We start from the raw sequence: 23,192 nt of genomic DNA, 5'->3' as shown, positions 1-23,192 counted from the left end.
AAGAGAATGGCCCAAGAAGAAAAAGAGCGTTTTGTCATTCCAGACGAGAATGGCACAGAACATCTGTTTGATGAATTGTTCCGTTTTACAGTTGACGAAACAGAAAAGTCTTATATGGTACTCGTTCCAGTCGGGGAAGAAGAGGATGAGGAAGAAGAAGTCGAAGTGTTTGCGTTCCGCTATGAAGAACAGCAAAACGAAGACAATGATATTTCCTTTTATCCCGTCGAGACAGACGAAGAATGGGACATGATCGAAGAGATGCTTAATACTTTCTCTGAAGAGGAAGAGTAAAACCACAAACCCGTGCTGAATGTGGCACGGGTTTGCTTTAGAATAAAGGGCGAATGCTGTAAAAATGAAGGCGATAAAGGATGACTTTAGCATTTTTTGTAGTATAATGGGACGGGTAAGGAGGCAATAAATGACAAAGCAACCGAAACAGCATTCAGAGCTTTATCAGGAACGTGCATCCCAAGCCAAAACCGTCCGTAAGATCGTGTTTATTTGCGTTTTAATTCTGTTTGCCGTGATATTGGCAGCCGGCATATTTAGTTATTTTTACTTAACAACTGCTTTAAAACCAATGGACGAAGAAGGGGAAGGCACCGATATAGAAGTAACGATTCCTGTCGGAACTTCGACAAGCGGTATTGCGGACATTCTAGAAGAAGAAGGATTAATCCGCAATGCAACGTTTTTCCGTTATTACGCCCGTTATAAAAATGAATCGGATTTCCAAGCAGGAACGTATACATTAAACACATCAATGGGCGTGGATGACCTTATTGCAAGTTTAAAAGATGGCCGAGTCGTGGCGGAGGCTGCTTCGACGATTACTATTCCTGAAGGTCTTAACTTAGCGAGCTTAAGCGAAAGGCTTGCCGAGTTTACTGGAACATCCCAAGAAGAAGTAATGGCCGTTATCGATGATGAAGAATATGTCAAAGAGCTTATCGACGACTATGACATGCTGACAGACGAAATTTTAAACGAAGAGATTCATCACCCACTGGAAGGCTACTTGTTTCCCGCCAGTTATCCATTTGAAGAGGAACAGCCTCCTGTCAAAGCAGTCATTGAAGCGATGCTTGACCAAATGGAACAAGTTTATCAAAACAATGCCGACTTGATTGAAAACAGCGCGTACACATTCCATGAGCTGCTGACGATTGGATCCATTATTGAACGGGAAGCAAAAGAGGCACCAGACCGCTTTGAAATTTCTGGCGTGCTTCATAACCGGTTAGAGCAAAATATGAAGCTGCAAGTCGACCCAACCGTTGCATACGCCCAAGGCGAGCATATTTATATGACAACCTATGATGACCTTGACATCGATTCACCGTATAATACGTATCGATATGAAGGGTTGCCGCCAGGACCGATTGCTACAGTCCGGGAACAATCACTTGTTGCTGCTGCTGACCCGAATGACACCGATTACCTGTATTTCTATGCCCGTTACAACGGTGAAATCATCTACAATGAAGATTACAACAAGCATTTAGAAGCACGTGATGCATACCGTCATGAATGGGAAGAAGCAGAAAATAACGAGTAGGGCGGGGAGTCTAGCCTCCCTTGCTTTTTTCATTGCAAAGGAATGGCTTACACATGATGAACGAAGAAATACATGATTATGTAACGTCGCTGCTGCCAAAACGTTCACCGCTTGTGCTGGAAATGGAGCAGTATGCAAAGGACAACAACGTGCCGATTATGGAACTAGTGGCACTGGAAGCTATGCTTTTGCTGCTTGTCGCCAAACAACCAAAAACCATCTTAGAAATTGGAACAGCAATTGGCTATTCGGCTATTCGAATGGCGGAAGCGCTTCCGCAAACACAGATTACGACAATCGAACGGGATGATGTTCGCTTCCATCAAGCACAGGATTACATACAGCGTGCTGGCTTGCAAGACCGAATTCACCTTATCCATGGGGATGCGACCAATGCAGTTGATCTCATTGTACATTCCACTCCATTTGATGTATTATTTATTGATGCTGCAAAAGGGCAATACCAAACCTTTTTTGAATTGTATACGCCGAAGTTAGCAGATTCGGGGCTTGTGATCAGTGACAATATTTTGTTTAGGGGCCTTGTCGCGAAAGACGACTTGTCTTCGCAACCAAAACGTTTGCACAAGCTTGCGATTAAAATCAAACGCTACAATGAATGGTTGTCCAACCATCCACATTTTACGACGCGCATTTTGCCGATCGGCGATGGAATTGCATGCAGCATGAAGATACGAACTTAACAGCAACATAGGAGAGGAAGACGAATGGAATCAAGCACGAGGCCTGTGATCATTGGCGTAGCGGGCGGCACTGGATCTGGGAAGACCACTGTCGCCAAAGAAATTTTTAAGCAGTTCAGCCAGTCATCCATTGTCTTGATTGAACAAGATGCATACTATAAAAATCAAGATCATCTCACATTTGAAGAGCGTTTAAAAACGAATTACGACCATCCGCTTTCATTTGACAATGAGCTTCTTTATGCCCATCTTATGCAACTGGCAGATCGGTCGCCGATTTTTAAGCCTTCCTACGATTATGCCAATCATACACGGGCAAAAACGGTTACAAAAATTGAGCCGAAAGATGTCATTATCCTAGAAGGAATTTTGATTCTTGAAGACGAACGTTTACGAAGCATGATGGATATAAAGGTGTTTGTCGACACGGACCCTGATATTCGCATCATTCGTAGGCTTGTTCGCGATACAAAGGAGCGCGGGCGGTCAATCGATTCCGTCATTGACCAATACACTTCGGTCGTGAGGCCTATGCATTTGCAGTTTGTGGAGCCGACAAAACGTTATGCGGATTTAATTATCCCAGAAGGCGGGCAAAACAAAGTCGCGATCGATTTGATGGCAACAAAAATTCGCACAATTATTGAACAAAAGAAGTTGGATGCTTAAACAAAGCCAGTCCCAACAGTCCTTTTGTATATATTAATGAGGAGTGAATAGCATGTCAGAAGAGAAAAAACATTACATGACCGCAGAAGGTAAGAAAAAACTTGAAGAAGAACTGCATTATTTGATTACAACACGACGTAAAGAAGTCGTTGAACGTATAAAAGTCGCCCGTAGCTTTGGCGACCTGTCGGAGAACTCCGAGTATGATTCTGCCAAAGAAGACCAGGCATTTGTTGAAGGCCGGATTGCCCAACTGGAAAAAATGATTCGCAATGCCGTCATGATTGAAAATGAAAAAGTAGATGGCAATGTTGTTTCATTAGGAAAAACAGTTCGCTTAATGGAACTACCTGATGGGGAAGAAGAAGAATATACGATTGTCGGTTCAGCAGAGTCAGATCCGTTTGAGGGAAAAATTTCAAATGACTCTCCGATGGCGCAAAGTTTGTTAGGTAAAACAGTTAATGACCGTGTTGTTGTGAATACGCCAGGCGGGGAAATGGAAGTCGAAATCCTTGAAATCCGCTAAATATAAGGAGTCCTCTTGTTGCAATTAGAGCAAGAGGACTATTTTTTTTCACATGATTTTTCGTCAATCTCCGACAAAAGGAAGGTTGAAGTTCAACTGAAACAAGCTATAATGGAAAAAGAACGTTGGAAAGAGGAGGTTATTTGATGGGACGGCGATCTGAATATCGCAGAAGTAAACGTATTAATCGAATCCTAAACATTGCTATTATCATTGTTACTGTGCTGATCCTCTTTCTTGGTGGCAATCTTGCAGTAAATTGGTTTAGTTCCGATCAAGCTGCTGTGGATGAACAAGAAAGCAGCTCAGGTCAATCAGGAGATGGCCAAACGATTGAAGAAGGCGATGAAGAAGGAAGTACAGCAGCCAATGATGACGGCGACAGCGACAACGATGCTTCCGAAGAAGAACATAATGAAGACGAAAATAGCAGTGAGGAAAACGACGAAGAAGAACAAACAGAAGACGAAGAAACGGAAGAAACAGAAGGCGATACTGTTCCGACGCAACAGGAAAATCCGTCACCAAATGACTTCACAAGAGGAAGTCAAAACTGGAACGAAATGGAGTCAGCCCTTTATTTGGCCACAGGTTTAAACGAATCGAATTCAACACTTATGTGGTTAGGAAATGGCGGTTCCACTACAAGTGCCCGGGGCGTGTTGCTTGATAAAAACACAGGCACCTATCACGACGTACGCCTTCAATGGGAAGACAATGTTGGTTGGACGGTTGTGTCATCGAGTGAATCAGCTACAGATCCTCGCTAAGCAAAAGGAGCGTCTACCTCAATGCGTAGACCGAATAAATAAGTGTACAGTCTGAAACGGATGCATCATGCATCCGTTTTTTGCTATACGCCAATTTCATCGAGCAATTTGAAAAAGCGTTCTTTGCTTACTCGTTTTTGTTCGTAGCCAGTAAACGGGTTCTCAAATTGTTGGATGCGCCTAAGCACATCAACGAGTGAAAATTGCTGAGGCGAAAGAGTGGGCGATGCTAATTCGTCTTCTCGCAAAGGAATGGCGGCAAAGCCGGTCTCTCTCATAGAGTATGGTGCAATGAGCGTTTTGTTATAAGCATGCTGAACGTAGTCGATATAGAGACGGTTACGTCGCTTTTTTTTGAGCCGTTCCGTCGTATACTTGCCTGGCTTTTGTTGGCAGAGAAAATCTGCGACAAATTTCATGAAGCGGCCTGTCTCCTCATAAGTAAGGGTCTGTTTTTCCAATGGAATGTGAACTTGCAATCCTTTTCCACCAGTCGTTTTGCAAAAAAAGGGGAGTTGAAACCGGTTGAAAATTTGTTTCATGTCAAGTGCTGCTTCCTGGGCAAGGCCAAACTGATCTTGGCTTGGAGGATCGAGATCAAAGACAATTTCGTCTGGTTTGCTTGAATCAATCGTTTGAAACGGAATGTGGAGTTCCAACGCCAGTTGGTTTCCAAGCCATATAAGCGTTTCTGGATTGTTGCATAGAATATAACAAATATCTTCTAACCAACCTGATTTGACATAAGCAGGCGCATAACTTGGAATATGTTTTTGGTAAAAACGCTCATTTGCAAACGTCCCATGGGGAAATCGAATGACAGTAAGCGCTCGTTGATATAAAAAAGGCAGCATAAAAGGCATAACAGCTTGCAAATAATGAAGGTAATCCGCTTTTGTGACCTGTTCCCATAACGGTTTATCCAAACTTGTCGTCTCTACAATGTCTGGCAATGGATACAAACCATGAAACAGTGTGGCCATGGTGATGTCGTCTGGATCAGCATGATGCAAAAAGCGGACAAAGGAGACTTCACGGAGTTGTCCACCAGAAAGGCCAATGCAAGCGAGCTCAACGACGATTGATGGAGCGAGGCGAAACCCATTTTTTTCAGCTGTTCCTTTTGTTCTAAAAAAATTGGCTAACGTTTTGGCATCGTCTGGCGAAAGGCCGTGCTTAAAAATAGCGACTTCGTTTAACTCCCTTTGTTGGTGATAAACGCTGCCGTGAAAATAGCCATTCGTCGCATCAAAAAAAGTAACAAGAACAGGCACAAACCGGTAATGTTTCAGTTTTAGCCAATCTTTTGAACGGATATTTTGATTGTATGGGCTTAGCTGTTTTTTAAGGACAATCCCTTCGCCATTATAACGTTTCACCGTCGTTAGGAGCGCTTGAATAGCGCTTGTCGACTCAACCACACCAAGTGTCGGGACATCGCCTAATGGAGTAACGATGGGAATGTCGGCCCGTTTGCAGAATGATAACAACTGTTTGCGCCTTTCTCGATAAGGAACATTAGGTTGGTTGAGTATGTCAAAGGCCATCCATTGGCAAGGCCTGCTTAACATTTCCTTTTCGATCACATGAACATTGCTCATGCGCGAACGGGTTTGTACAGCAGGAAAATGGCTTGCATAGCCATTCAGCAAACAAACAAGCTCTCCATCCAATACGATCGGCAACTGGCCTGAAAGCTTTGTTTGCCTTTCTTCAAAAGCACTTACAACTTCAGGGAAAGCATGGTTAAGCAATCGCCCGTTGCGGCTGATTAGCTCAACGCTCGTGTCTGTGATGGAAACTAGGCAACGATAGCCATCGTATTTAGGCTCTCCGACCCAGCCTGTTGACTGAGGAAATGCGGTCGTCTCCGTCAGTTTCATTGGTTTCATTTTTGCGCTACCTCCTAGCTATAGAGTAACCAAACCTTTCCTGTGATATTAATGGCGCTTGCGCCGTATAGTAAGAGTGAGGTGAAATCATGCATACAGTTTGGAAAGGCAGCATCCAGTTCGGGCTTGTTCATATTCCCGTTAAACTGCACACGGCAACCGAAAACAAAGACATCAAAATGCGTCAACTCCATAAAAAGTGCCATACGCCAATCTCTTATGAGAAAAGGTGTCGCCACTGCGAGGAAGCAGTAGAAGCAGATGATATTGTCAAAGCATACGAATACGTGAAAAACAAATTTGTTGTTGTCGAAGCGGAAGAGCTTGAGCAGTTTCGAAAAGACAACGAAGACAAAGCGGTGCAAATTCTTGATTTTGTCCAGTTGGAGGAAGTCGATCCGATTTATTTTGACCGTTCTTATTTCTTAGCGCCAGGTGATGGTGGCTCCAAAGCCTACGCACTGTTGCAAAGGGCGCTTGCTGATTCTAAAAAAATTGGCATTGGCAAAATTATCATTCGCGCGAAAGAACATTTGGCAATTGTCCGCACGTACGGCAACGCTTTAATGATGGAGACGATTTATTTTCCTGATGAGGTGCGGAAGCTTGCTGATGTCCCTAATTTGCCAGAAGCGCCTAAAGTAGAAGAAAAAGAACTAAAGACGGCGTTGCTTTTGATTGACCAGCTTACCAGTGAATTCGACCCAGAGTCATACACGGATGAATACCGGGAGCAGCTTTTTGATCTAATTGAACAAAAAAAGCAAGGAAACAAAATGGTTGTTTCGGAACCAAAAGAAGCGGAACGGGACACGAATGTGACCGATTTAATGTCAGCGCTAGAGGCGTCACTAGAGCGGACAAAGCCGAAGCGGAAAAAAGCGGCTGCATCAAAACGAAAAACAGCAACAAAGAAAAACGCATAACCAGACGGATCGAAAACGCTTTGTCAATGAAGATATTGAAAGCGATAGGTTGAACCAGCCGGCATTGCCAGCTGGTTTTTTCAGTTTTAAGTCGTGAAATCTTGCTTAAAGGTGTGTATACTGGAAAAGGAATTGTCCAACAGAAGGGAAGAGTGGATGTGAAAATCGGTATCATTGGTGCAATGGAAGAAGAAGTCAACTTTTTACGAGATAAAATGGAAAACCGCGTAGTGACAACGATTGCCAATTGTGAATTTACTGAAGGAAAAATTGGCGCTGTGCAAGTAGTGCTAACACGGTGTGGAATTGGAAAAGTGAACGCTGCACTGGCAACAACGCTATTGAATGATCGGTTTCAACCTGATGCTATTATCAACACTGGCGTAGCAGGAGGCCTCAACGCAAGTATGGCTGTTGGCGATCTTGTCATTTCAACGGAAGTACGTTACCACGATGTTGACGCAACTGTGTTTGGCTATGAATATGGACAAGTTCCTGGAATGGTGCCAGCGTATTTACCAGATGCAACCTTAATTGCAGCAGCGAAGACAGCCGCGCAAAAAGTAGGCTTCCATTCAGAAGAGGGGCTGATTGTGACAGGAGATTCCTTTATGGGGGAAGAAACGCGTGTAAACGAAGTCAAAACATTATTTCCTGCTGCTTATTGTGCAGAAATGGAAGCAGGCGCGATCGCTCAAGTATGCCACCAATTCCAAACCCCATTTGTCATTATCCGGGCTTTGTCTGACGTGGCTGGCCAAGACGCAAAGATGTCATACGATGCATTTTTAGAAAAATCAGCTGTCAATTCCGCTAAACAAGTGATATTGATGCTCGACCACTTATCAGCATAATTTTCCTCTATTAGCAAAAGTCTTCGCCTTTCGAACTTCTTTTGATCTGTTAACATAGAAAAGGAGAGCAGTAGGAGAGGAGGCAGTCTAATGGACGAAAAGACGATTCAACGTTTGAAACAGGATCAGCATGATTATCAGTTGTTCTGCTTGTTGTTTTTAGGGGCGGGTTTATTTTTGACAATTGGTTTTTGGCTGCCTGAGCCTTACCAAATACATGATGCAAGTGTACAAATATATTCAGGCATTATTGGAGCTGCTATTGTCTTTGCCGGTTGTTGCTTTGGCCTTTCTTACTTGGCTAAACAAAAATTAAAAAAACACGAATAAGACAAACAACCCACATAAAATAAAGCCCTAAGCAAAAAAGCTTAGGGCTTCATTTTGAAAAGGTTAGGTTTTGTGTACAAGTGTTGCATGGAGAATGGAGACGGTAAAAGTCCCATTTCCATTGATTTCGTTAAACACTTTCCAGTTTGGCGACAACATTGCTTTAAATTCAGCTAATTGTGGCGCTGTCAGTGTAAGATTGTCAAACCGGTCGTCTGCCATTTGGTAGTCGATGCCTTCCTCCAGTCCATATTTTAAACCGAGCAAGCGTTTAATCCCGAATTTCGACACAAACTTAATGGTGTAGCCTACTTGCACTGCTTGCGTAAGGTTGTCTAAAGCTGTTTCTGCAGCTGTAATCAGTTCATGATAATCGAAGGTGTCATCAAAGTTGTTCAGTGTTTCCGCATCTTTTGCTTTCAGCAAATTAATGAGTGTTTGTCGCTCCATGCCTTTGGCAAGCAACGTTTCCACCATAAAAGCTTCCCATTGCGATAAAGCTGGAAGGTCCATGAGTTTATTCTCCTTATGCCTTATTTGGCCAATTTGATTTCGTTTGCGTAATAGAGCTCATCAAGTCTTGGTTTGTAGTCCAAACGGTCACTCACCCCATAGCGGCCTTGAAGTTGGAATAAATAAACAGCGCCACGATCTTCAGCTAATTGTTGTTGAACTTGTTGATATTGGTCGGCACGTTCTTCCTCATCCATATTATAAGCAGCATCTTCAAGCAGCTGTTCAATCTCAGGGTCAGTATAAGGGGCGACCCCTTCTTCTTTAAAGAAGTCGAGCACGCTTGCATCAAACATGTCATTTCCCCAGCCGACAAAGATCGCTTCTTCTAATTCACCGTTAAATAATCGGTTGGCAAACTGGCTTTGTTCAATTAGTTCGATATTGGCTGTAATGCCGACATCAGCTAGCATGCCGCCAACCACTTCCGCCATTTCCGTATAGTAATTATTAACAGACATATTGATTGTCACGCCATCTTCATAGCCAGCATCAGCAAGAATTTCTTTTGCTCGTTCTGGGTCGTACTCGTACGTGTCATACAAAGACGGATCAGCGCCAAAGTTTCCGGGCGTAATATGAGTCCGTGTTGCTGTAGCGCTGCCTTGAAGAATTTCATCGATAATTACCTGATTGTCGATAGCCAAATCAATTGCTTCTCTTACTGCCGGGTCAGCTGTAGCTTCTCCTTCCTCATTAGAAAGCCAAATTTGGATCACACGTTGAATCGGTTCTAATGCCATATGGGTGCCATCATTGTTGTCAATCCGCTCCATGTCAGCGGTAGGAATATTGAAGGCGATATCGACGCCACCGGTAAGAAGTTCAGATACACGGGTTGAGTCTTCAGGCACCACACTAAAGCGAACAGTTTCCCAATTCGGCTCTCCTTCAAAATAGCCTTCATATTTGCTTAATACAACAGCTTCATCTTGTTGCCAAGATTCAAATTGAAATGGACCGGTTCCAACCGGGGCTTTGAAAAACTCATCAGCGCCTACTTCTTCAAAGTAGTCTTTTGGCAACATGCTTGCTGCTGGAGTAGAGAGGCGACTGAGCAATTGTGGGTCAGGTTCAGCAGTTGTAATTTGAATGGTATGGTCATCCACTACGTCCACATTTTCAATTTGGCTAAATGTGGCATATTGCTGGAGCGTCGTATCGTTGGCAACTCGTTCCAATGAGAATTTCACATCTTCCGCCGTAAATGGATCGCCGTTATGAAAAGTAACGTCATCACGTAATTGGAATTCCCAAGTTACATCATCTATCGTGTCCCAACTCTCCGCCAACTCAGGAATGATTTCTCCTGCTTCATCCCGTTTTAACAACTTACTGTATACATTTACGAGTACAGCCGAAGTCGTAATGACGCTATTATTATGAGGGTCAAACGTAGTGATGTCGGCAGGGTTGGCAATCGTCAGCTGGCCATTGCCAGACGCTGTATCGTCATTGGTTGTATCGTTTGCATCAGGATCTTCAAAACCGCAGGAAGCAAGGAGCGCCAGTGTAACAGCAGAAATAGTTATAAAAGAAACTGGTTTTTTCATGTTTTATCCTCCAATAGATGGTTTGTGCCTGTCTCTAGGATGAGAGGGCGGCACGGCTTTTAACAGTGATTTTGTATAAGTGTGTGTTGGGGACTGGAAAATGTCGTTTGTTTCTCCGATCTCGACAATCTTGCCTTTATGCATAATCGCGACACGGTTGCTAAGCTGTTTCACAGTCGGCAATCCATGGGCAATAAAAATATAAGAGAGCCCATATGATGTTTGCAGGGACTTGAGCAATTTTAAAATTTGCGCTTGGATCGAGACGTCAAGGGCAGAGACAGCCTCATCACATATAATGAGATCCGGTTTTAAGGCGATCGCTCTGGCAATGCTTAACCGTTGGCGCTGCCCACCGCTGAATTCGTGTGGAAACCGGTTCAAATGCTGTTCGCTTAAACCAACCTCGTGCAACAATTCTAGCGCTTTGTCGTCCCGGTTTTTCTTGTTTAATTGCTTATGGAGAATGAGCGGTTCTGTGACGATTTCCTTGGCCCTCATTCTCGGATTTAACGACGCATATGGGTCTTGGAACACTGCCTGCATACGCCTTTTAGTCGCTTTGCTTTCCGCTTTTGACTGGTTGGCAAGGTTTTGCCCTAAAAAATAAATTTCCCCGTTAGTTGGTTCTAAGAGCTGCAAAATCATTTTCGCCACTGTTGATTTTCCACTGCCTGACTCGCCGACAATGCCCAATGTTTCTCCTTTAAAAACTTGGAAACTGACGTCATCCACTGCTTTAAAGGAAGGTGCTTTGTTTGTTTTGCTCTTTTTCAATGGAAATGTTTTGCTTAGATGGCGTACATCCAGAAGCAATTCACTCGTCGGTTCCATTTTTTGTTTCCTCCTTTCCTGGCTACTGACAATCCATTGGCTAAGCCTGGGGGATTGCCAAGGATGGGCTAAGAACTAAAAACTTGTGTCCAATGTCGGCATTGCCTTTAACAGGCCAATTGTATAAGGGTGTTGCGGTTTGTCAAATAAATCAAACACAGTCGCTTCTTCGACAATTTTGCCGGTGCGCATTACAAGAACTCGGTCAGCGATATCAGCGACAACACTTAAATCATGAGTTATAAATACGATTCCAGCGCCGTTTTGTTTGTTCAACCGTTTCATAAGCGCTAAGATTTGCGCTTGCGTCGTGACATCGAGTGCTGTTGTCGGCTCATCTGCAATTAACAATTTTGGTTGACAGGCGATGGCGATGGCGATCATCACTCGTTGCCGCATGCCTCCAGACAATTGGTGTGGAAAGCGTTTCGCTGTTTCTTCAGGGTTTGGAATGTCCACTTGTTCGAGCAAATCAATGACTTTTTTAGCAATCGCTGCTTTACTCCAGCTATGGTTATGGATTTTAAGCACTTCGGCAATTTGCGTCTGAATGCGCAGCATTGGATTTAAAGAGGACATCGGCTCTTGGAAAATCATCGACATTTCTTTGCCACGCAACCGTCTGCGTTCAGTTGCCGACATAGTCAGTAACTCTTGTCCTTCATAAAGGATCGATCCGCCGATCGTGGCGTTTCGATTTAACAGCCCCATAATCGAAAGAGATGTCACACTTTTACCGCTACCTGATTCGCCGACAATGGCTACAATTTCACCCGGATAAACATGAAATGAAATGCCATTGACAACTGGTTTGAAGTCGCTGCCAGAAGCAAATGTTGCTACAAGGTCTTTTACACGAAGCAAAGGGCTATTTGTCATCCTTTATGCCTCCTCGTATGAAGCGTGGGTCTAATAAGTCCCGTAACCAATCTCCTAGAAAGGTAAAGGAAAGAACGGTGATTGTAATCGCTATACCAGGAAATGTCGCAACCCACCAGCTTGTGGCTAAATAGTTGCGCCCGTCGTTAAGCATTCCTCCCCAAGTAATGTCAGGGGGCTGGACGCCAAAGCCAAGAAAACTAAGAGAGGACTCTGTTAAAATGGCTGTGCCGATCCCAATGGTGGCGATCACAATAAAAGAAGATAAAACGTTTGGCAAAATATGTTTCCGAACAATATAAGTACGGCTTGCTCCAAGCGTGTTGGCAGACTGGACAAACTCCCTTTCCTTTACACTAAGCACTTCCCCACGGACAACGCGAGTATACTGAACCCAACTTGTCAGTCCAATGATCAAAATGAGTGTGGCAATTGACGGTTCAAGCATTACCATTGCTACAAGGACAAGCAACAACGTTGGAATGGCAAGCATAGCGTCAACAAAGCGCATGATGAGTGCATCGAGCCAACCGCCTAAATAGCCAGAGGCAAGGCCAAGTGTCAGGCCAATGAAACCAGCAATCACAACGGAGACGATGCCGACAAAAAGGGAAACACGTCCTCCGTAAATAAGACGGCTGAGCACATCTCGCCCTAAATGGTCGGTGCCGAGCCAGTGCAAGCTGGAGCCATTTTCCATCCATGCTGGCGGGATTAAGCGTTGTGTCGCATCAATTTGAAAAGGATCGTGAGGAACAATCCACGGTGCAAAGATAGCAAGTACGGCGATTAGGAAAACAGTGACCAACCCTGCCAAGCCTAAAGGAGAGAGGTGGGCAAAAAAACGAGCCCGGTTCGCTTTCTTTTGTTTAGAAGTAGCCTCCATGAACGATTCTCCTAGCCTAGTTGTATTTAATGCGTGGGTCAAGCACGCGATAAAGCAAATCGGTCAATAAATTTACAACAATCGTAATGAGCGCAATGACAAATACAATGGCTTGAATGACTGCCATATCGCTTGCTCCCATTGAGGAAAGCAACAAGCGGCCAACCCCTGGCCATGAAAAAACTGTTTCGACAACAATGGCACCGCCAATCAACTGTGGAAATTGTAGACCGATGATCGTTATAACGGGAATTAACGCATTTAAAAACACATGTTTAAAAATGACAATGCTCTCTTTTTGGCCTTTACTTCTCGCTGTTTGGACATATTCTTGGTCGATTACTTCCAAAATACTAGCCCGTGTGAGCCGCGTCATTTCCGCTGCTAGGGCGATGCCAAGCGTAAAGGCTGGCAATACAAAATGAAGCGGTGTCGCTGCGCCTGAAACGGGAAAGATGGGAATGGCAACAGCAAGAAAGAGAATCAGCATAATCCCAATCCAAAAATTAGGCATCGCCTTGCCAATAATCGACAATCCTGAAATGAGCACATCGACAAACGTATTCCGTTTAATGGCAGCATAAATGCCAAGGGGGATGGAAATCACAATCGCGATTATCATCGCTACAATGGACAGAGCTAACGTTGCCCACAAACGGCTGAACACAAGGTCAATGGCTGGCTGCTGGTATTGCAGGGACATCCCAAAATCGCCACGGAGAAGGTCACTTAAAAAATGCAAATATTGCACGAAAAAAGGTTCATTTAAACCTAATGCTTCACGCAATACTTCACGGTCTGCCGCAGTCGCATTTTCAGGAAGCATCACAGAAACAGGATCACCAGCAACATAAACAAGGAAAAAAATGATCAATGTTAAAATGAGCAAGCTCGGTATGACTTGCACGACGACTTTTTTCAAAAATCCCAAAAAAGGTCACCTCCACTCACTTTGTTTTGCCGAGTAGCCCAAAAAATTCAAAAGAAACGATTTCAACTGCCAACGATTCAGCTGCAATATTGTCTAAATGGGGTGATTTAGAAAATAGCCAACGCTCAAGTGTTCCAAGCACCAAGCTAACGAGCATAGCAGCAAGTCTTTTGCTCGAACCCCCTTTCGGCAACATCTCCAGTTCTTGGGCCCGTTTTATGTTGCGTTCGAACGCTTCTTCGATCGCGATAAGCGTATGGGATATATGCTGGCAAATCTTTTCTTCTGCATCTTGCCCTGTTTTAAACAACAACCGCATATAATTTGGATTTGCTTGCGCAAAAGAGAAGAGGTCGGTCATTAATCGCCGCGAAGATTCGACCATATCATCGACATCTCCTTCAGTTTGGCGGTATCCGGAGCGGATGACATTCAGGAGTGCTTGTTCACCTTCTTGCAGAATGCATAGGACAATCTCCTCTTTGTTTTTAAAGTGCCAGTAGAAAGTGCCTTGGGCAACGCCGACTTGTTTGACAATGTCGGATACTTTCGTTTTGTGGTAGCCTTCTTGGGCGAAAAGCGCCAAGGCAGCCTCCATTAAATGGCGCCTGTTATCAAGTGTGCTCATAAACATCCCCTTTTTATTACTGATTGATGCGTCAGTCAATTATCTGATAAACCTAATATATTTACTCGGGTTTGAGAAGTCAAGCACTTTGTTTATGAGGAAAGTTAGAGTGGTTGAGAAGTGGATGCCTGTAATACAGCTTAAAATAAAAATGACAGGTCTTCGAGGTCGAATGTTTCCACGAAAAAGAATAAATAGAGGAGAGTAGATCTATTGATTTTTGAGAAAAATCACTTTAGAATGAATAGAAAATGAAAGGGGGAGTTGCAATGTTGTCTTTCCATACTGGCTCAATCTTGCTTATTTAAAGGATATTGAGTGGATGGTTGTTTTTTATTTGCGAGCGTTTTCTAAAGGTGGAGCCCTGCTTATGTTTTTGTCTATTTGTGCAAACGTTTGCTTAAAAAATGATAAAGGAGACGATAAAATTATGATTGGAATAAGGAAAATTAGTGTTTTTTTAGCATGTATATTTATGGTAACGTTTTCATTTTTGTTGACTACTTCGTCTGTGAATGACGCATATGCTTCGCAAAATAGCGACCAAAAACCATTTTCATGGGAGAACGCAACGGTTTATTTTGCCATTACTGACCGCTTTAATGACGGAAATCCATCCAATAACGATTCATATGGCCGGCCCCAAGAAGACGCTTGGGGCCAAAACATCGGAACGTTTCATGGTGGGGATCTCCAAGGGTTAACCGATAAGCTCAATGAAGGGTATTTCACAGATCTAGGGATCAATACGATTTGGATTTCGGCTCCTTATGAACAGATCCACGGCTGGGTCGGCGGTGGCCCAGATGGCGATTTTGCCCATTATGCGTACCATGGTTACTATGCGTTGGACTATACAACAGTCGACCAAAATATGGGCACAGTCGAGGAAATGCGCGAGTTCGTCAACACAGCTCACGAACAAGGAATTCGCGTCGTCCTAGATGTAGTGATGAACCATCCAGGCTACAACACCATTAAAGATATGAATCAATATGGATTCGGGAATCCAGGCGTATCCGAGGATTGGACACCAAGTGAAGGGCAAACTTGGCATGATGTCCACGACCATATTCATTATGATGATGCCTCGGCGTGGAGCACATGGTGGGGGCCTTGGATTCGCGCAGGAATTGGCGGGTATGAATCATGTGGAAACAGTGAGATCACAATGTGCTTAGCCGGTTTGCCCGACTTTCGGACGGAGTTAACGCATAGTGTTGGCTTGCCTCCCTTGTTAGAGACGAAGTGGGGCCAAGAGCGACAAGAGGGGTATAAGGACTGGATCGTTCCAGCTGCGAACGATCTACGCCGTGATCTAGATATAGCTCCGGCAGATTATATTGTGCAATGGCTCGCCGCTTGGGTTGAAGAATTTGGAATTGATGGCTTTCGTATCGACACGGCCAAACATGTGGAGTTGTTCCGTTGGCAGCAGTTAAAGGATGCAGCGAATGAAGCGCTGTGGTCTTGGCGTGAAGAAAACCCAGATGCACCAGGGGCGAGCTGGACGGATGACTTTTGGATGGTAGGCGAAGTGTGGGGCCATGGTGTTGGACGGAGCGAATACTTTGATCACGGATTCGATTCGATCATTAATTTTACGTTCCAAGGGGAACATGGGAACGGTCCCGCTTACCGTTTGGACACAATGGAAGACACTTTTTCCCACTATGCGAATCAGATCAATACGGACGCGTCTTTCAATGTGTTAAGCTACCTTTCTCAGCATGATACGCATTTATATCCACGGGAGCGCCTAGTTGATGGCGGCACGTATTTAATGCTCCTTCCTGGCGGGGTCAAATTGTTTTATGGCGATGAGACAGCACGGCCATTTGGACCTACTGGATCTGATCCCCAGCAAGGAACACGTTCAGCGATGAACTGGGATTCTGTGAATGAGGATGTATTAAGCCATTGGCAAAAGATGGGGCAATTTCGGAATAACCATTTAGCGGTTGGAGCAGGAGTGCACAAGCAAATTGGCACAAATCCGTATACATTTAGTCGCACCTATGTGGAGGATGGCGTCGATGATCGCGTTGTCGTGGCAGTCGGGGCAACGGGAGAAACGACGATTGATGTTTCCTCTGTCTTTTCCGACGGACAGATAGTCCGTGACTTCTATACGGGAGACAGCACAGTTGTTGAAAACGGGAAAGTGACATTTGCAGCCCATCAAAATGGCGTCATTTTAGTTGAAACAGAAGGAGATACGCTTCCTTCTGTATCTACCTCGCCTCAAGGCGGGGAGTTTTCTAGTGAAGAACTTGAAGTCACACTCAGTGTGCTGCAAGCGGAGTCGGGCGCATATACGATCGACGGTTCTGATCCGCAGGAGAATGGAACAGCATTTGCTGATGGGGATGTGCTGGCAATCGGGAGTAACTTGGCTATTGATGAGTCGCTGATATTACGGCTTTTTGCAGAAAATGAAGCAGGTGAAGCAGAAGCGGAATATACCTTTACGAAGGTACCGCCTTATCCGCAAGTTTTTGCTGATCCGCCTGGCGGTTCCTTTTCCGGTGATTTGTTAGAAGTGACGCTTCACGTACAAAACGTAGGAGAAGGGATGTACTCGATTGATGGCGCTGCCGAACAATCTTTTATAAATGGCGATGTTATTACCATAGGAGAAGGAGTTGAAGCCGGAGAAGAAGTAACGCTTCAGCTTAAGGCGGAGAACGAATTCGGCTCTACTGAAGAAATGTATACGTTTACAAAAACAGCAGGGTTAACCGTTTACTTCAAAAAGCCTGACACATGGGGGACACCGCACATTTACTATTACGATACAGATCCTAAAGTGGAGGAACCATCATGGGGTTCAGCTCCAGAAATGGAGCCTTTCGAGAATGGCTGGTATATGTACACAATCGAAGGGGCAGAAAGTGTGCGAATTTTATTTAAAGATGATGGCGCTAATCAATGGCCAGGACCTGGAGAGGATGGGTTTTATCGAGACCAAGACGGTTGGTTTGATGGGGAGTGGCATCCCGAAAAACCTGACCTAGCAAATGCCATTACGATTTACTATAAGACCGGTTGGACCGACCCACATATTCATTATTCCCTCAACCAAGAAGCTTGGACCACTTTGCCAGGGGTGCCTCTAAACTCGTCGGAGTATAATGGCTACGCGAAAATAACGATTGAAGCAGAAGAGGGAAGTCGGCTCAGGGCAGCTTTTAATAATGGGCATGGACAATGGGACAACAATCAGGGAAGAGACTACGTCTTCCATTCAGGAGTAAATACATTAGCAGATGGCGTGATAGTCAGGGGCACGCCTAAGTAAGGGATTGCTTGGAGGCTTCTACGGCACAGGTATAGTGGTTAGCGAAAGAACGCTGGCAAAAGAAGTGGAGGCGACGCCAAAGGGGAGATGTCGGAAAGTCGCTCGATTTTTTTGTAGGTCAAGGCTGTTTGGAGAGTTAAAAACAGCCTTGACCTTAACGTAATGTCAGACATTTACTCACCCTTAGAAAAACGAAAAGGGTGAATAACAATGGAAAAATCAATAAAACGAATCATGACCATTCATTTGCAAGCAGGAAAAACCAACGGAGCAAAAGTTGAGAAAGATCTTGCTCCAATGGGGATAAACATTCTCAGCTTTTGCAATCAATACAACGAGATGACAAAAAATCAACAGGGAGTTGTTATTCCTGCAAACGTTACGATCTATGATGATCGTAGCTTTTCTGTAGAGCTCAAAACACCACCTACTGCTTTCTTGCTAAAACAATATGCAGGTGTAGAAAAGGGGGCCGCAAATCCAGGAAAAGAGGTTGTCGGGTCGATCACACCAGACCAGCTACGGGCAATCGCTAAAATAAAGCTTCCAGATTTAAATACGACAAAGATTGATAGTGCCATGAAAATCATCGCAGGAACAGCGAAAAACATGGGAATCGAGATCGGTAATCAACATCGTCAGGAATAATACAATCTGTGAATTGATTTCGAAATAGTGAGCTGCTTAAAAGATAAGCTCGTTATGTTTGTCTATTGGCCATTCCTACTTATGTTGAAGCCTGTCAAGAAACTGTTTTAATATCCGGCCTGTCAATCCCCAAATGATATAGTCGTTGTATTCATAAAAGTATTCTGGCATTTGGTAGATCCGTCCTTCGTAAGCATCTCGGTTTGCTATTTTTTCAATCGGAAAGCCTTTGCCTGGTTGGACGGTTATATTCATATAGCCTTGCAATGGGGGATGACTGAGTAAGTAAGCGACTGGAATGGTAAACCAGCTATCAACCTCTGCATTGTTAATGGAAATATCTTCTATTGACGAAATTTCTGCTAAAAACGGAAAGATGAATGTGCGCTGTGGCGTGTGTACAGGAGGAAGGGCAGCGATGACGGTAATGTCTGATTCGTCAATGCCTAACTCTTCCGTGCATTCGCGAATGGCCGCTGCTTTTGCATCACGATCCGTTGGCTCAATCTTTCCTCCAGGGAAGCAGATTTCTCCAGGCTGAGCTCTTAAAGCCAAAGACCGGACTTGAAAGAGGATATGAAGTTCCCGATTGATCGTAACGAGGGGAAGAAGGACGGCTGCTTCTCTATCCGTGTGCTTGTTATAAATGTCCGCTGTCTTCAATTTGGCTTTAATCTCATCAATTGTTAACACCGGTATTCTCCTTATCAAAAGTAATGTGTCAGATCTTATGACAATTGTGCTGCAAAAACGAAAGAAGTGAAGTACATTAGAAACAAGGAAAGGATGCAACCCTTGCTTCCGAATTGTTCTTTCTTGTCTCTCTCCCCAATTGGGCGGCCCTAAAGGCCGCCATTTTTTTTGCTACAGAATTTTAATAGATTAATGATAAGAAATCATCTTTATCGATGTTTCCAAAATAAGCTTTAATCTCCGTGTCGTTTAATGCATCTCTAAGTTCGTCCGCATCGTAGCGTTTGCCGACAAGCTTGTCTTCCAGTTCTGCCACGTCTGCTACGCCAAAAAAGTCACCATAAATTTTGCATTCTACAATGACGCCTTTTTTCACGTTTAAACGCAAATCGATCGAACCGATCGGAAAACGCTTGGAGCGTTGAATATCAAAGGCAGGCGATTTGCCATAATTCCAATCCCAGTTTTGATAGCGCTCTTTTGACAGAGCGTGGATTTGCTCCCATTCTGTCTCTGTTAATGTATGTTCAGGAACGGCACCGCTCTCCGTATTAAAAATATAACGCAACAGCATTGTTTTGAATTCTTCCATTGTCAGTGGCTCACTTAAAAATTCAGCAATGTTGGCTACTCGGCTGCGAATCGATTTGATTCCTTTTGATTTAATTTTGTCATCTTTCACTTTCAACGCGGAAACGACGTTTTCAATCTCTGAGTTGAGCATGAGTGTGCCATGGGAAAACATACGGCCTTTTGTCGTAAATTGGGCATTGCCAGAAATTTTACGTTCGCCTACTTGAAGGTCGTTTCGTCCACTTAATTGCGCGTTTACGCCGAGTTTTTGCAGTGCTTGAACAACGGGCTCAGTGAATTTTTTAAAATTGTGAAAGGAATCGCCATCATCTTTTGTGATAAAGCTAAAGTTTAAATTACCCAAGTCGTGGTAGACCGCGCCGCCGCCTGACAAACGCCGGACCACATGGAGGTTGTTGTCATTTACATAATCCAAATTAATTTCCTCAAACGTGTTTTGGTTTTTGCCAATAATGATCGATGGCTCATTTATATAGAAGAGAAGGTATGTTTCTTCTGGGTCTAAGTTTTTTAGCGCCCACTCTTCAATCGCTAAGTTTATTCGTGGATCTGTAATGCCTGCATTGTCAATGAATTTCATTGGTTCATGTCTCCTTTCATGTGACGATCTCCTTTAGTATACTGATTTGTTGCTTGGAAATCGAGTTATTCGCATGGGAAAAGCCGCTAGCAAACGGCTAGCGGCCAACAGGCATACGAATCTTTTAGGAGATATTAAGCGCTACAGCGACTAGCAAAGCGATCGCTGAAATCACAAACCAAATAACGACAAGTTTCCAAATGAATTTCACCCAACGTAAATAAGGGATGCCAGCTATTGCTAGAAAAGCCATCAGCGGCGCAGAAGTTGGGTTAATGGTGTTCATGATGCCATCCCCGTACTGGAACGCCAGTACAGCGGCTTGCCGTTGGATGTCCAACATGTCGGCAAGAGGGGTCATTAATGGCATCGTTACAGCCGCTTGTCCACTCCCTGATGGAATAAAAAAGTTAATAATCAACTGCAAAATAAACATGCCGATAACTGTCAGTTGGCTAGGGATGACGCTAATCCAATTGGAAAGCTGATAAACAAGTGTATCCATGATTTGGCCTTGTTCCATCACCACTAAAATCGCTCTGGCAAAACCAACGACGAGGGCGCCGAATGTGACCATTTTCATTCCGTCCGTGAAGGCGGTAAACATGCCGTTAACACCAAGTCCGCCAGTGAGGCCGACGAGAAAGCCAATAATAATAAAGATAGCTGCCATTTCTGTTAAATACCAGTCCCATTGGAATACGCCGTACATATTAAGGGCAAAACCGACAGCAATAATTGCTAGCACACAGGCGTGCCGCCCAGAAAAACGCGGGGCTGCTTGTGCGCTTGCCTGTTTCCCTGATTCAAAGCCATGCATAAGGCTAGCAGACGGATCTTTTGTTACTTTCAGTGCATAGCGGACAACCAACCAAATCGCCGAGCCTAGAAACAACAAAAACACAGCGAAACGAAAAGCGATCCCGCTAAAAAGAGGCAATTCAGCAATCGATTGGGCAACGCCGACAGTAAATGGGTTCATCATGCCGCCGACAAAACCGGCCATAGCACCGAGGCTGACCATGGCTGTTCCAGTAATGGTATCGTACCCAAGAGCTTTCGCAACGGCAATGCCAATTGGAACAAATATAATAATTTCCTCAGACATGCCAATCGTCGCGCCAGGAATGGAAAAAACAATCATCATCGCTGGAATTAAATAAATCCCTTTTGATTGTAGCCTGCCAATCAAACTATAAACAGTCGCGTCAATCGTTCCCGTTTTTAAAATAACGCCGAACGTGCCACCTACTAGAAAAATATAAAAGACAATTTGTGCAGAATCCATAAGGCCTGTTGGAATGGCTTGAAACATTTCAAATGGGGTAACAGGGCTTGCTTCAAGGGGCGTGTAACTGTCTTCGACAAGGAGCGTCCGTCCATCTTGTTCAACCCGCTCAAACGCGCCTGGAGACACGAAGTAAGTCGCTAACGCTGCCAGGACTATCATTGCAAACAAAATTGCGTACGTATGGGGGACTTTCGAAATTGGTGCTGTTTTTTCTGAGTTGCGGGTGTCTTTCTGTTCCATTGTTGAAAGCTCCTATCGGTATAAATATTCATATGAATTTATATTTAACTTTATTTTAATATAAAGTATAATAGATAAATGTCAAGTAGCGAATAAAGATACGATGAATCGAGGAGAACCAAATGAAAGAACAAATTAGTGAAAAACTGGAACAGCTTCGTTTAACGTTTTGGGAAGTAAGCCAGCATATTGGCCACAATCCAGAGCTTGGCCACGAAGAGTTTATTGCCTGCAAAACACTGACTGACTTACTAAAATCACACGGATTTACAGTAGAAGTGGGAACATGCGGGCTAGAAACGGCTTTTACAGCGACATTTGACAGCGGCCAACCTGGACCGGAAGTGGGCTTTATGGCTGAATATGATGCCCTCCCGCAAATTGGCCATGCTTGCGGCCATAATTTAATTGGCACGATGTCGGCGGCAGCGGCGATTGGTCTCAGTGACGTTTTGCATAAAACAGGGGGCAAGATATATGTCTATGGCACACCAGCGGAAGAGACGCGTGGAGCGAAAGTGACCATGGCAGATGCAGGATTGTTTGATGATCTTGACGTAGCCATGATGGTTCATCCGAATGCACATTATGAGGAAAGCGGAACTTCGTTGGCAATGGACGCCATTCAGTTTGACTTTTTTGGAAAGGCGGCCCATGCAGCGGCTAGCCCCCATGAGGGAATCAATGCATTGGATGCAGTCATAGCGACGTTTAATCAAATCAATGCACTTAGGCAGCATGTTACGCCAGATGTGCGTATACATGGCATTATCCCAGAAGGGGGACAGGCTGCAAATGTCGTTCCCGATTTTGCCAGAGCGCAATTTTACGTGCGCGCCGCATCACGAAAAACACTTCAACCTTTGCTTGAAAAGGTGAAAAACTGTGCAAAGGCGGCAGCCCTTGCGACTGGCGCACAGTTGGAAATTTCGTTCTACGAATTTTCCTATGACGATATGAATACAAATGAAGCGCTATCCAAACAATTTACCGCTAATTTGGTCGCGTTAGGCGTTGACGTCAACGATATTCGCGAAAAAACACTTGGAGGCTCGCTGGATATGGGCAATGTCAGCCAGCGCGTTCCCGCCATCCATCCGTACGTTAAAATTACAGACGGCGGTTATGCGTGCCATACGCCTGAATTTCGTGATGCCGCATTAAGCGAGCAAGGATTTGAAGGACTGATGCTTGGCGCAAAGACGATGGCGCATACTGCCTTTGATGTGTTGACAGATCAAGCGCTTCTAGAAACAATTAAACAAGAATATAGAACGTGGAAAGAAAAACAGTAAGAGAGCGTTCGAAAGGAGAAGCGCTATGCAAGAAACAATGAGCCTCATCAAACGGCGAGTACGAGCGGGACATAGGAAGACGAGAACA

General features: G+C 44.3%; 23 protein-coding genes. 12 read left to right on the top strand and 11 right to left on the bottom strand.

From position 1 onward, the window contains the following. Positions 1 to 6: 6 nt before the first annotated feature. From BC8716_RS20425 to BC8716_RS20400, 6 genes are all read left to right on the top strand, one after another. Entirely contained in the window at positions 7 to 294 is a 288-nt protein-coding gene (locus tag BC8716_RS20425; RefSeq protein WP_062747460.1) for a DUF1292 domain-containing protein, read from the top strand. Positions 295 to 424: 130 nt separating this feature from the next. Beyond that, positions 425 to 1,564, top strand: coding sequence for an endolytic transglycosylase MltG (gene mltG / locus BC8716_RS20420; RefSeq protein ID WP_094428680.1), 1,140 nt, complete (start codon positions 425 to 427; stop codon positions 1,562 to 1,564). A gap of 53 nt (positions 1,565 to 1,617) precedes the next feature. Further along, positions 1,618 to 2,268, top strand: coding sequence for an O-methyltransferase (locus BC8716_RS20415; RefSeq protein WP_094429321.1), 651 nt, complete (start codon positions 1,618 to 1,620; stop codon positions 2,266 to 2,268). A gap of 24 nt (positions 2,269 to 2,292) precedes the next feature. Next, the gene (gene udk, locus BC8716_RS20410) at positions 2,293 to 2,937 is read left to right on the top strand and encodes a uridine kinase (protein WP_062747456.1); all 645 of its coding nucleotides are present in this window, start codon (positions 2,293 to 2,295) and stop codon (positions 2,935 to 2,937) included. A 52-nt stretch (positions 2,938 to 2,989) separates the two neighbouring features. Continuing rightward, on the top strand, positions 2,990 to 3,466 hold the full coding sequence (greA, locus tag BC8716_RS20405) for a transcription elongation factor GreA (protein ID WP_062747454.1): 477 nt from the start codon (positions 2,990 to 2,992) through the stop codon (positions 3,464 to 3,466). A gap of 146 nt (positions 3,467 to 3,612) precedes the next feature. Beyond that, positions 3,613 to 4,236: a YrrS family protein gene (locus BC8716_RS20400; protein ID WP_094428678.1), complete on the top strand. Its 624-nt coding sequence runs from the start codon at positions 3,613 to 3,615 to the stop codon at positions 4,234 to 4,236. Positions 4,237 to 4,319: 83 nt separating this feature from the next. On the opposite strand, the gene BC8716_RS20395 is transcribed toward BC8716_RS20400, so the two are convergent. Beyond that, on the bottom strand, positions 4,320 to 6,128 hold the full coding sequence (locus BC8716_RS20395; protein WP_094428676.1) for a DNA ligase D: 1,809 nt from the start codon (positions 6,126 to 6,128) through the stop codon (positions 4,320 to 4,322). Between the two features lie 89 nt (positions 6,129 to 6,217). Here BC8716_RS20395 and ku point away from each other — a divergent pair, with 89 nt between their 5' ends. From ku to BC8716_RS20380, 3 genes are all read left to right on the top strand, one after another. Further along, positions 6,218 to 7,054 carry a non-homologous end joining protein Ku gene (gene ku, locus BC8716_RS20390; RefSeq protein ID WP_094428674.1) on the top strand — a complete coding sequence of 279 codons (837 nt, stop codon included), beginning with the start codon at positions 6,218 to 6,220 and terminating at the stop codon, positions 7,052 to 7,054. A 158-nt stretch (positions 7,055 to 7,212) separates the two neighbouring features. Continuing rightward, positions 7,213 to 7,908, top strand: coding sequence for a 5'-methylthioadenosine/S-adenosylhomocysteine nucleosidase (gene mtnN, locus BC8716_RS20385; protein WP_094429320.1), 696 nt, complete (start codon positions 7,213 to 7,215; stop codon positions 7,906 to 7,908). Between the two features lie 90 nt (positions 7,909 to 7,998). Then, entirely contained in the window at positions 7,999 to 8,238 is a 240-nt protein-coding gene (locus BC8716_RS20380; RefSeq protein WP_094428672.1) for a YrhC family protein, read from the top strand. A gap of 63 nt (positions 8,239 to 8,301) precedes the next feature. Here the strand turns inward: BC8716_RS20380 and BC8716_RS20375 are convergent, their stop codons facing one another. The 7 genes from BC8716_RS20375 to BC8716_RS20345 all read right to left on the bottom strand — a co-directional run bounded on the left by BC8716_RS20375 (position 8,302) and on the right by BC8716_RS20345 (position 14,462). Further along, positions 8,302 to 8,751 carry a hypothetical protein gene (locus tag BC8716_RS20375; protein ID WP_094428670.1) on the bottom strand — a complete coding sequence of 150 codons (450 nt, stop codon included), beginning with the start codon at positions 8,749 to 8,751 and terminating at the stop codon, positions 8,302 to 8,304. Positions 8,752 to 8,771: 20 nt separating this feature from the next. Beyond that, a complete protein-coding gene (locus BC8716_RS20370) occupies positions 8,772 to 10,304 on the bottom strand; it encodes an ABC transporter substrate-binding protein (RefSeq protein WP_094428667.1) in 1,533 nt (510 codons plus the stop codon). Positions 10,305 to 10,307: 3 nt separating this feature from the next. Further along, a complete protein-coding gene (locus tag BC8716_RS20365; protein WP_094428665.1) occupies positions 10,308 to 11,138 on the bottom strand; it encodes an ATP-binding cassette domain-containing protein in 831 nt (276 codons plus the stop codon). 75 nt (positions 11,139 to 11,213) lie between these two features. Next, a complete protein-coding gene (locus BC8716_RS20360) occupies positions 11,214 to 12,017 on the bottom strand; it encodes an ABC transporter ATP-binding protein (RefSeq protein WP_094428663.1) in 804 nt (267 codons plus the stop codon). After that, positions 12,007 to 12,903, bottom strand: a complete 897-nt coding sequence (locus tag BC8716_RS20355) for an ABC transporter permease (protein WP_094428661.1) — start codon at positions 12,901 to 12,903, stop codon at positions 12,007 to 12,009. Before BC8716_RS20355 ends, BC8716_RS20360 begins: the two co-directional genes overlap by 11 nt. Positions 12,904 to 12,919: 16 nt before the next feature. Then, positions 12,920 to 13,834, bottom strand: a complete 915-nt coding sequence (locus BC8716_RS20350; protein ID WP_094428659.1) for an ABC transporter permease — start codon at positions 13,832 to 13,834, stop codon at positions 12,920 to 12,922. Between the two features lie 16 nt (positions 13,835 to 13,850). Next, a complete protein-coding gene (locus tag BC8716_RS20345; RefSeq protein ID WP_245850019.1) occupies positions 13,851 to 14,462 on the bottom strand; it encodes a TetR/AcrR family transcriptional regulator in 612 nt (203 codons plus the stop codon). Positions 14,463 to 14,892: 430 nt separating this feature from the next. Here BC8716_RS20345 and BC8716_RS20340 point away from each other — a divergent pair, with 430 nt between their 5' ends. Both BC8716_RS20340 and rplK read left to right on the top strand, forming a co-directional pair. Next, a complete protein-coding gene (locus BC8716_RS20340) occupies positions 14,893 to 17,763 on the top strand; it encodes an alpha-amylase family glycosyl hydrolase (protein WP_094429318.1) in 2,871 nt (956 codons plus the stop codon). A gap of 210 nt (positions 17,764 to 17,973) precedes the next feature. After that, positions 17,974 to 18,411, top strand: coding sequence for a 50S ribosomal protein L11 (rplK, locus tag BC8716_RS20335; protein ID WP_094428657.1), 438 nt, complete (start codon positions 17,974 to 17,976; stop codon positions 18,409 to 18,411). Between the two features lie 75 nt (positions 18,412 to 18,486). Here the strand turns inward: rplK and BC8716_RS20330 are convergent, their stop codons facing one another. From BC8716_RS20330 to BC8716_RS20320, 3 genes are all read right to left on the bottom strand, one after another. Next, positions 18,487 to 19,104, bottom strand: a complete 618-nt coding sequence (locus tag BC8716_RS20330; protein ID WP_157730503.1) for an NUDIX hydrolase — start codon at positions 19,102 to 19,104, stop codon at positions 18,487 to 18,489. Positions 19,105 to 19,285: 181 nt separating this feature from the next. After that, positions 19,286 to 20,278, bottom strand: a complete 993-nt coding sequence (lplA, locus tag BC8716_RS20325) for a lipoate--protein ligase (protein WP_094428653.1) — start codon at positions 20,276 to 20,278, stop codon at positions 19,286 to 19,288. A 124-nt stretch (positions 20,279 to 20,402) separates the two neighbouring features. Beyond that, the gene (locus BC8716_RS20320) at positions 20,403 to 21,809 is read right to left on the bottom strand and encodes a YfcC family protein (protein ID WP_094428651.1); all 1,407 of its coding nucleotides are present in this window, start codon (positions 21,807 to 21,809) and stop codon (positions 20,403 to 20,405) included. Positions 21,810 to 21,931: 122 nt separating this feature from the next. Here BC8716_RS20320 and BC8716_RS20315 point away from each other — a divergent pair, with 122 nt between their 5' ends. Continuing rightward, entirely contained in the window at positions 21,932 to 23,104 is a 1,173-nt protein-coding gene (locus BC8716_RS20315; protein WP_094428650.1) for a M20 family metallopeptidase, read from the top strand. The last annotated feature ends 88 nt before the right edge of the window (positions 23,105 to 23,192 follow it).

Origin of the sequence: Shouchella clausii (assembly GCF_002250115.1) — a bacterium.
Lineage (GTDB): Bacteria > Bacillota > Bacilli > Bacillales > Bacillaceae_D > Shouchella > Shouchella clausii.
This window is presented reverse-complemented; position numbering and strand designations above follow the sequence as displayed.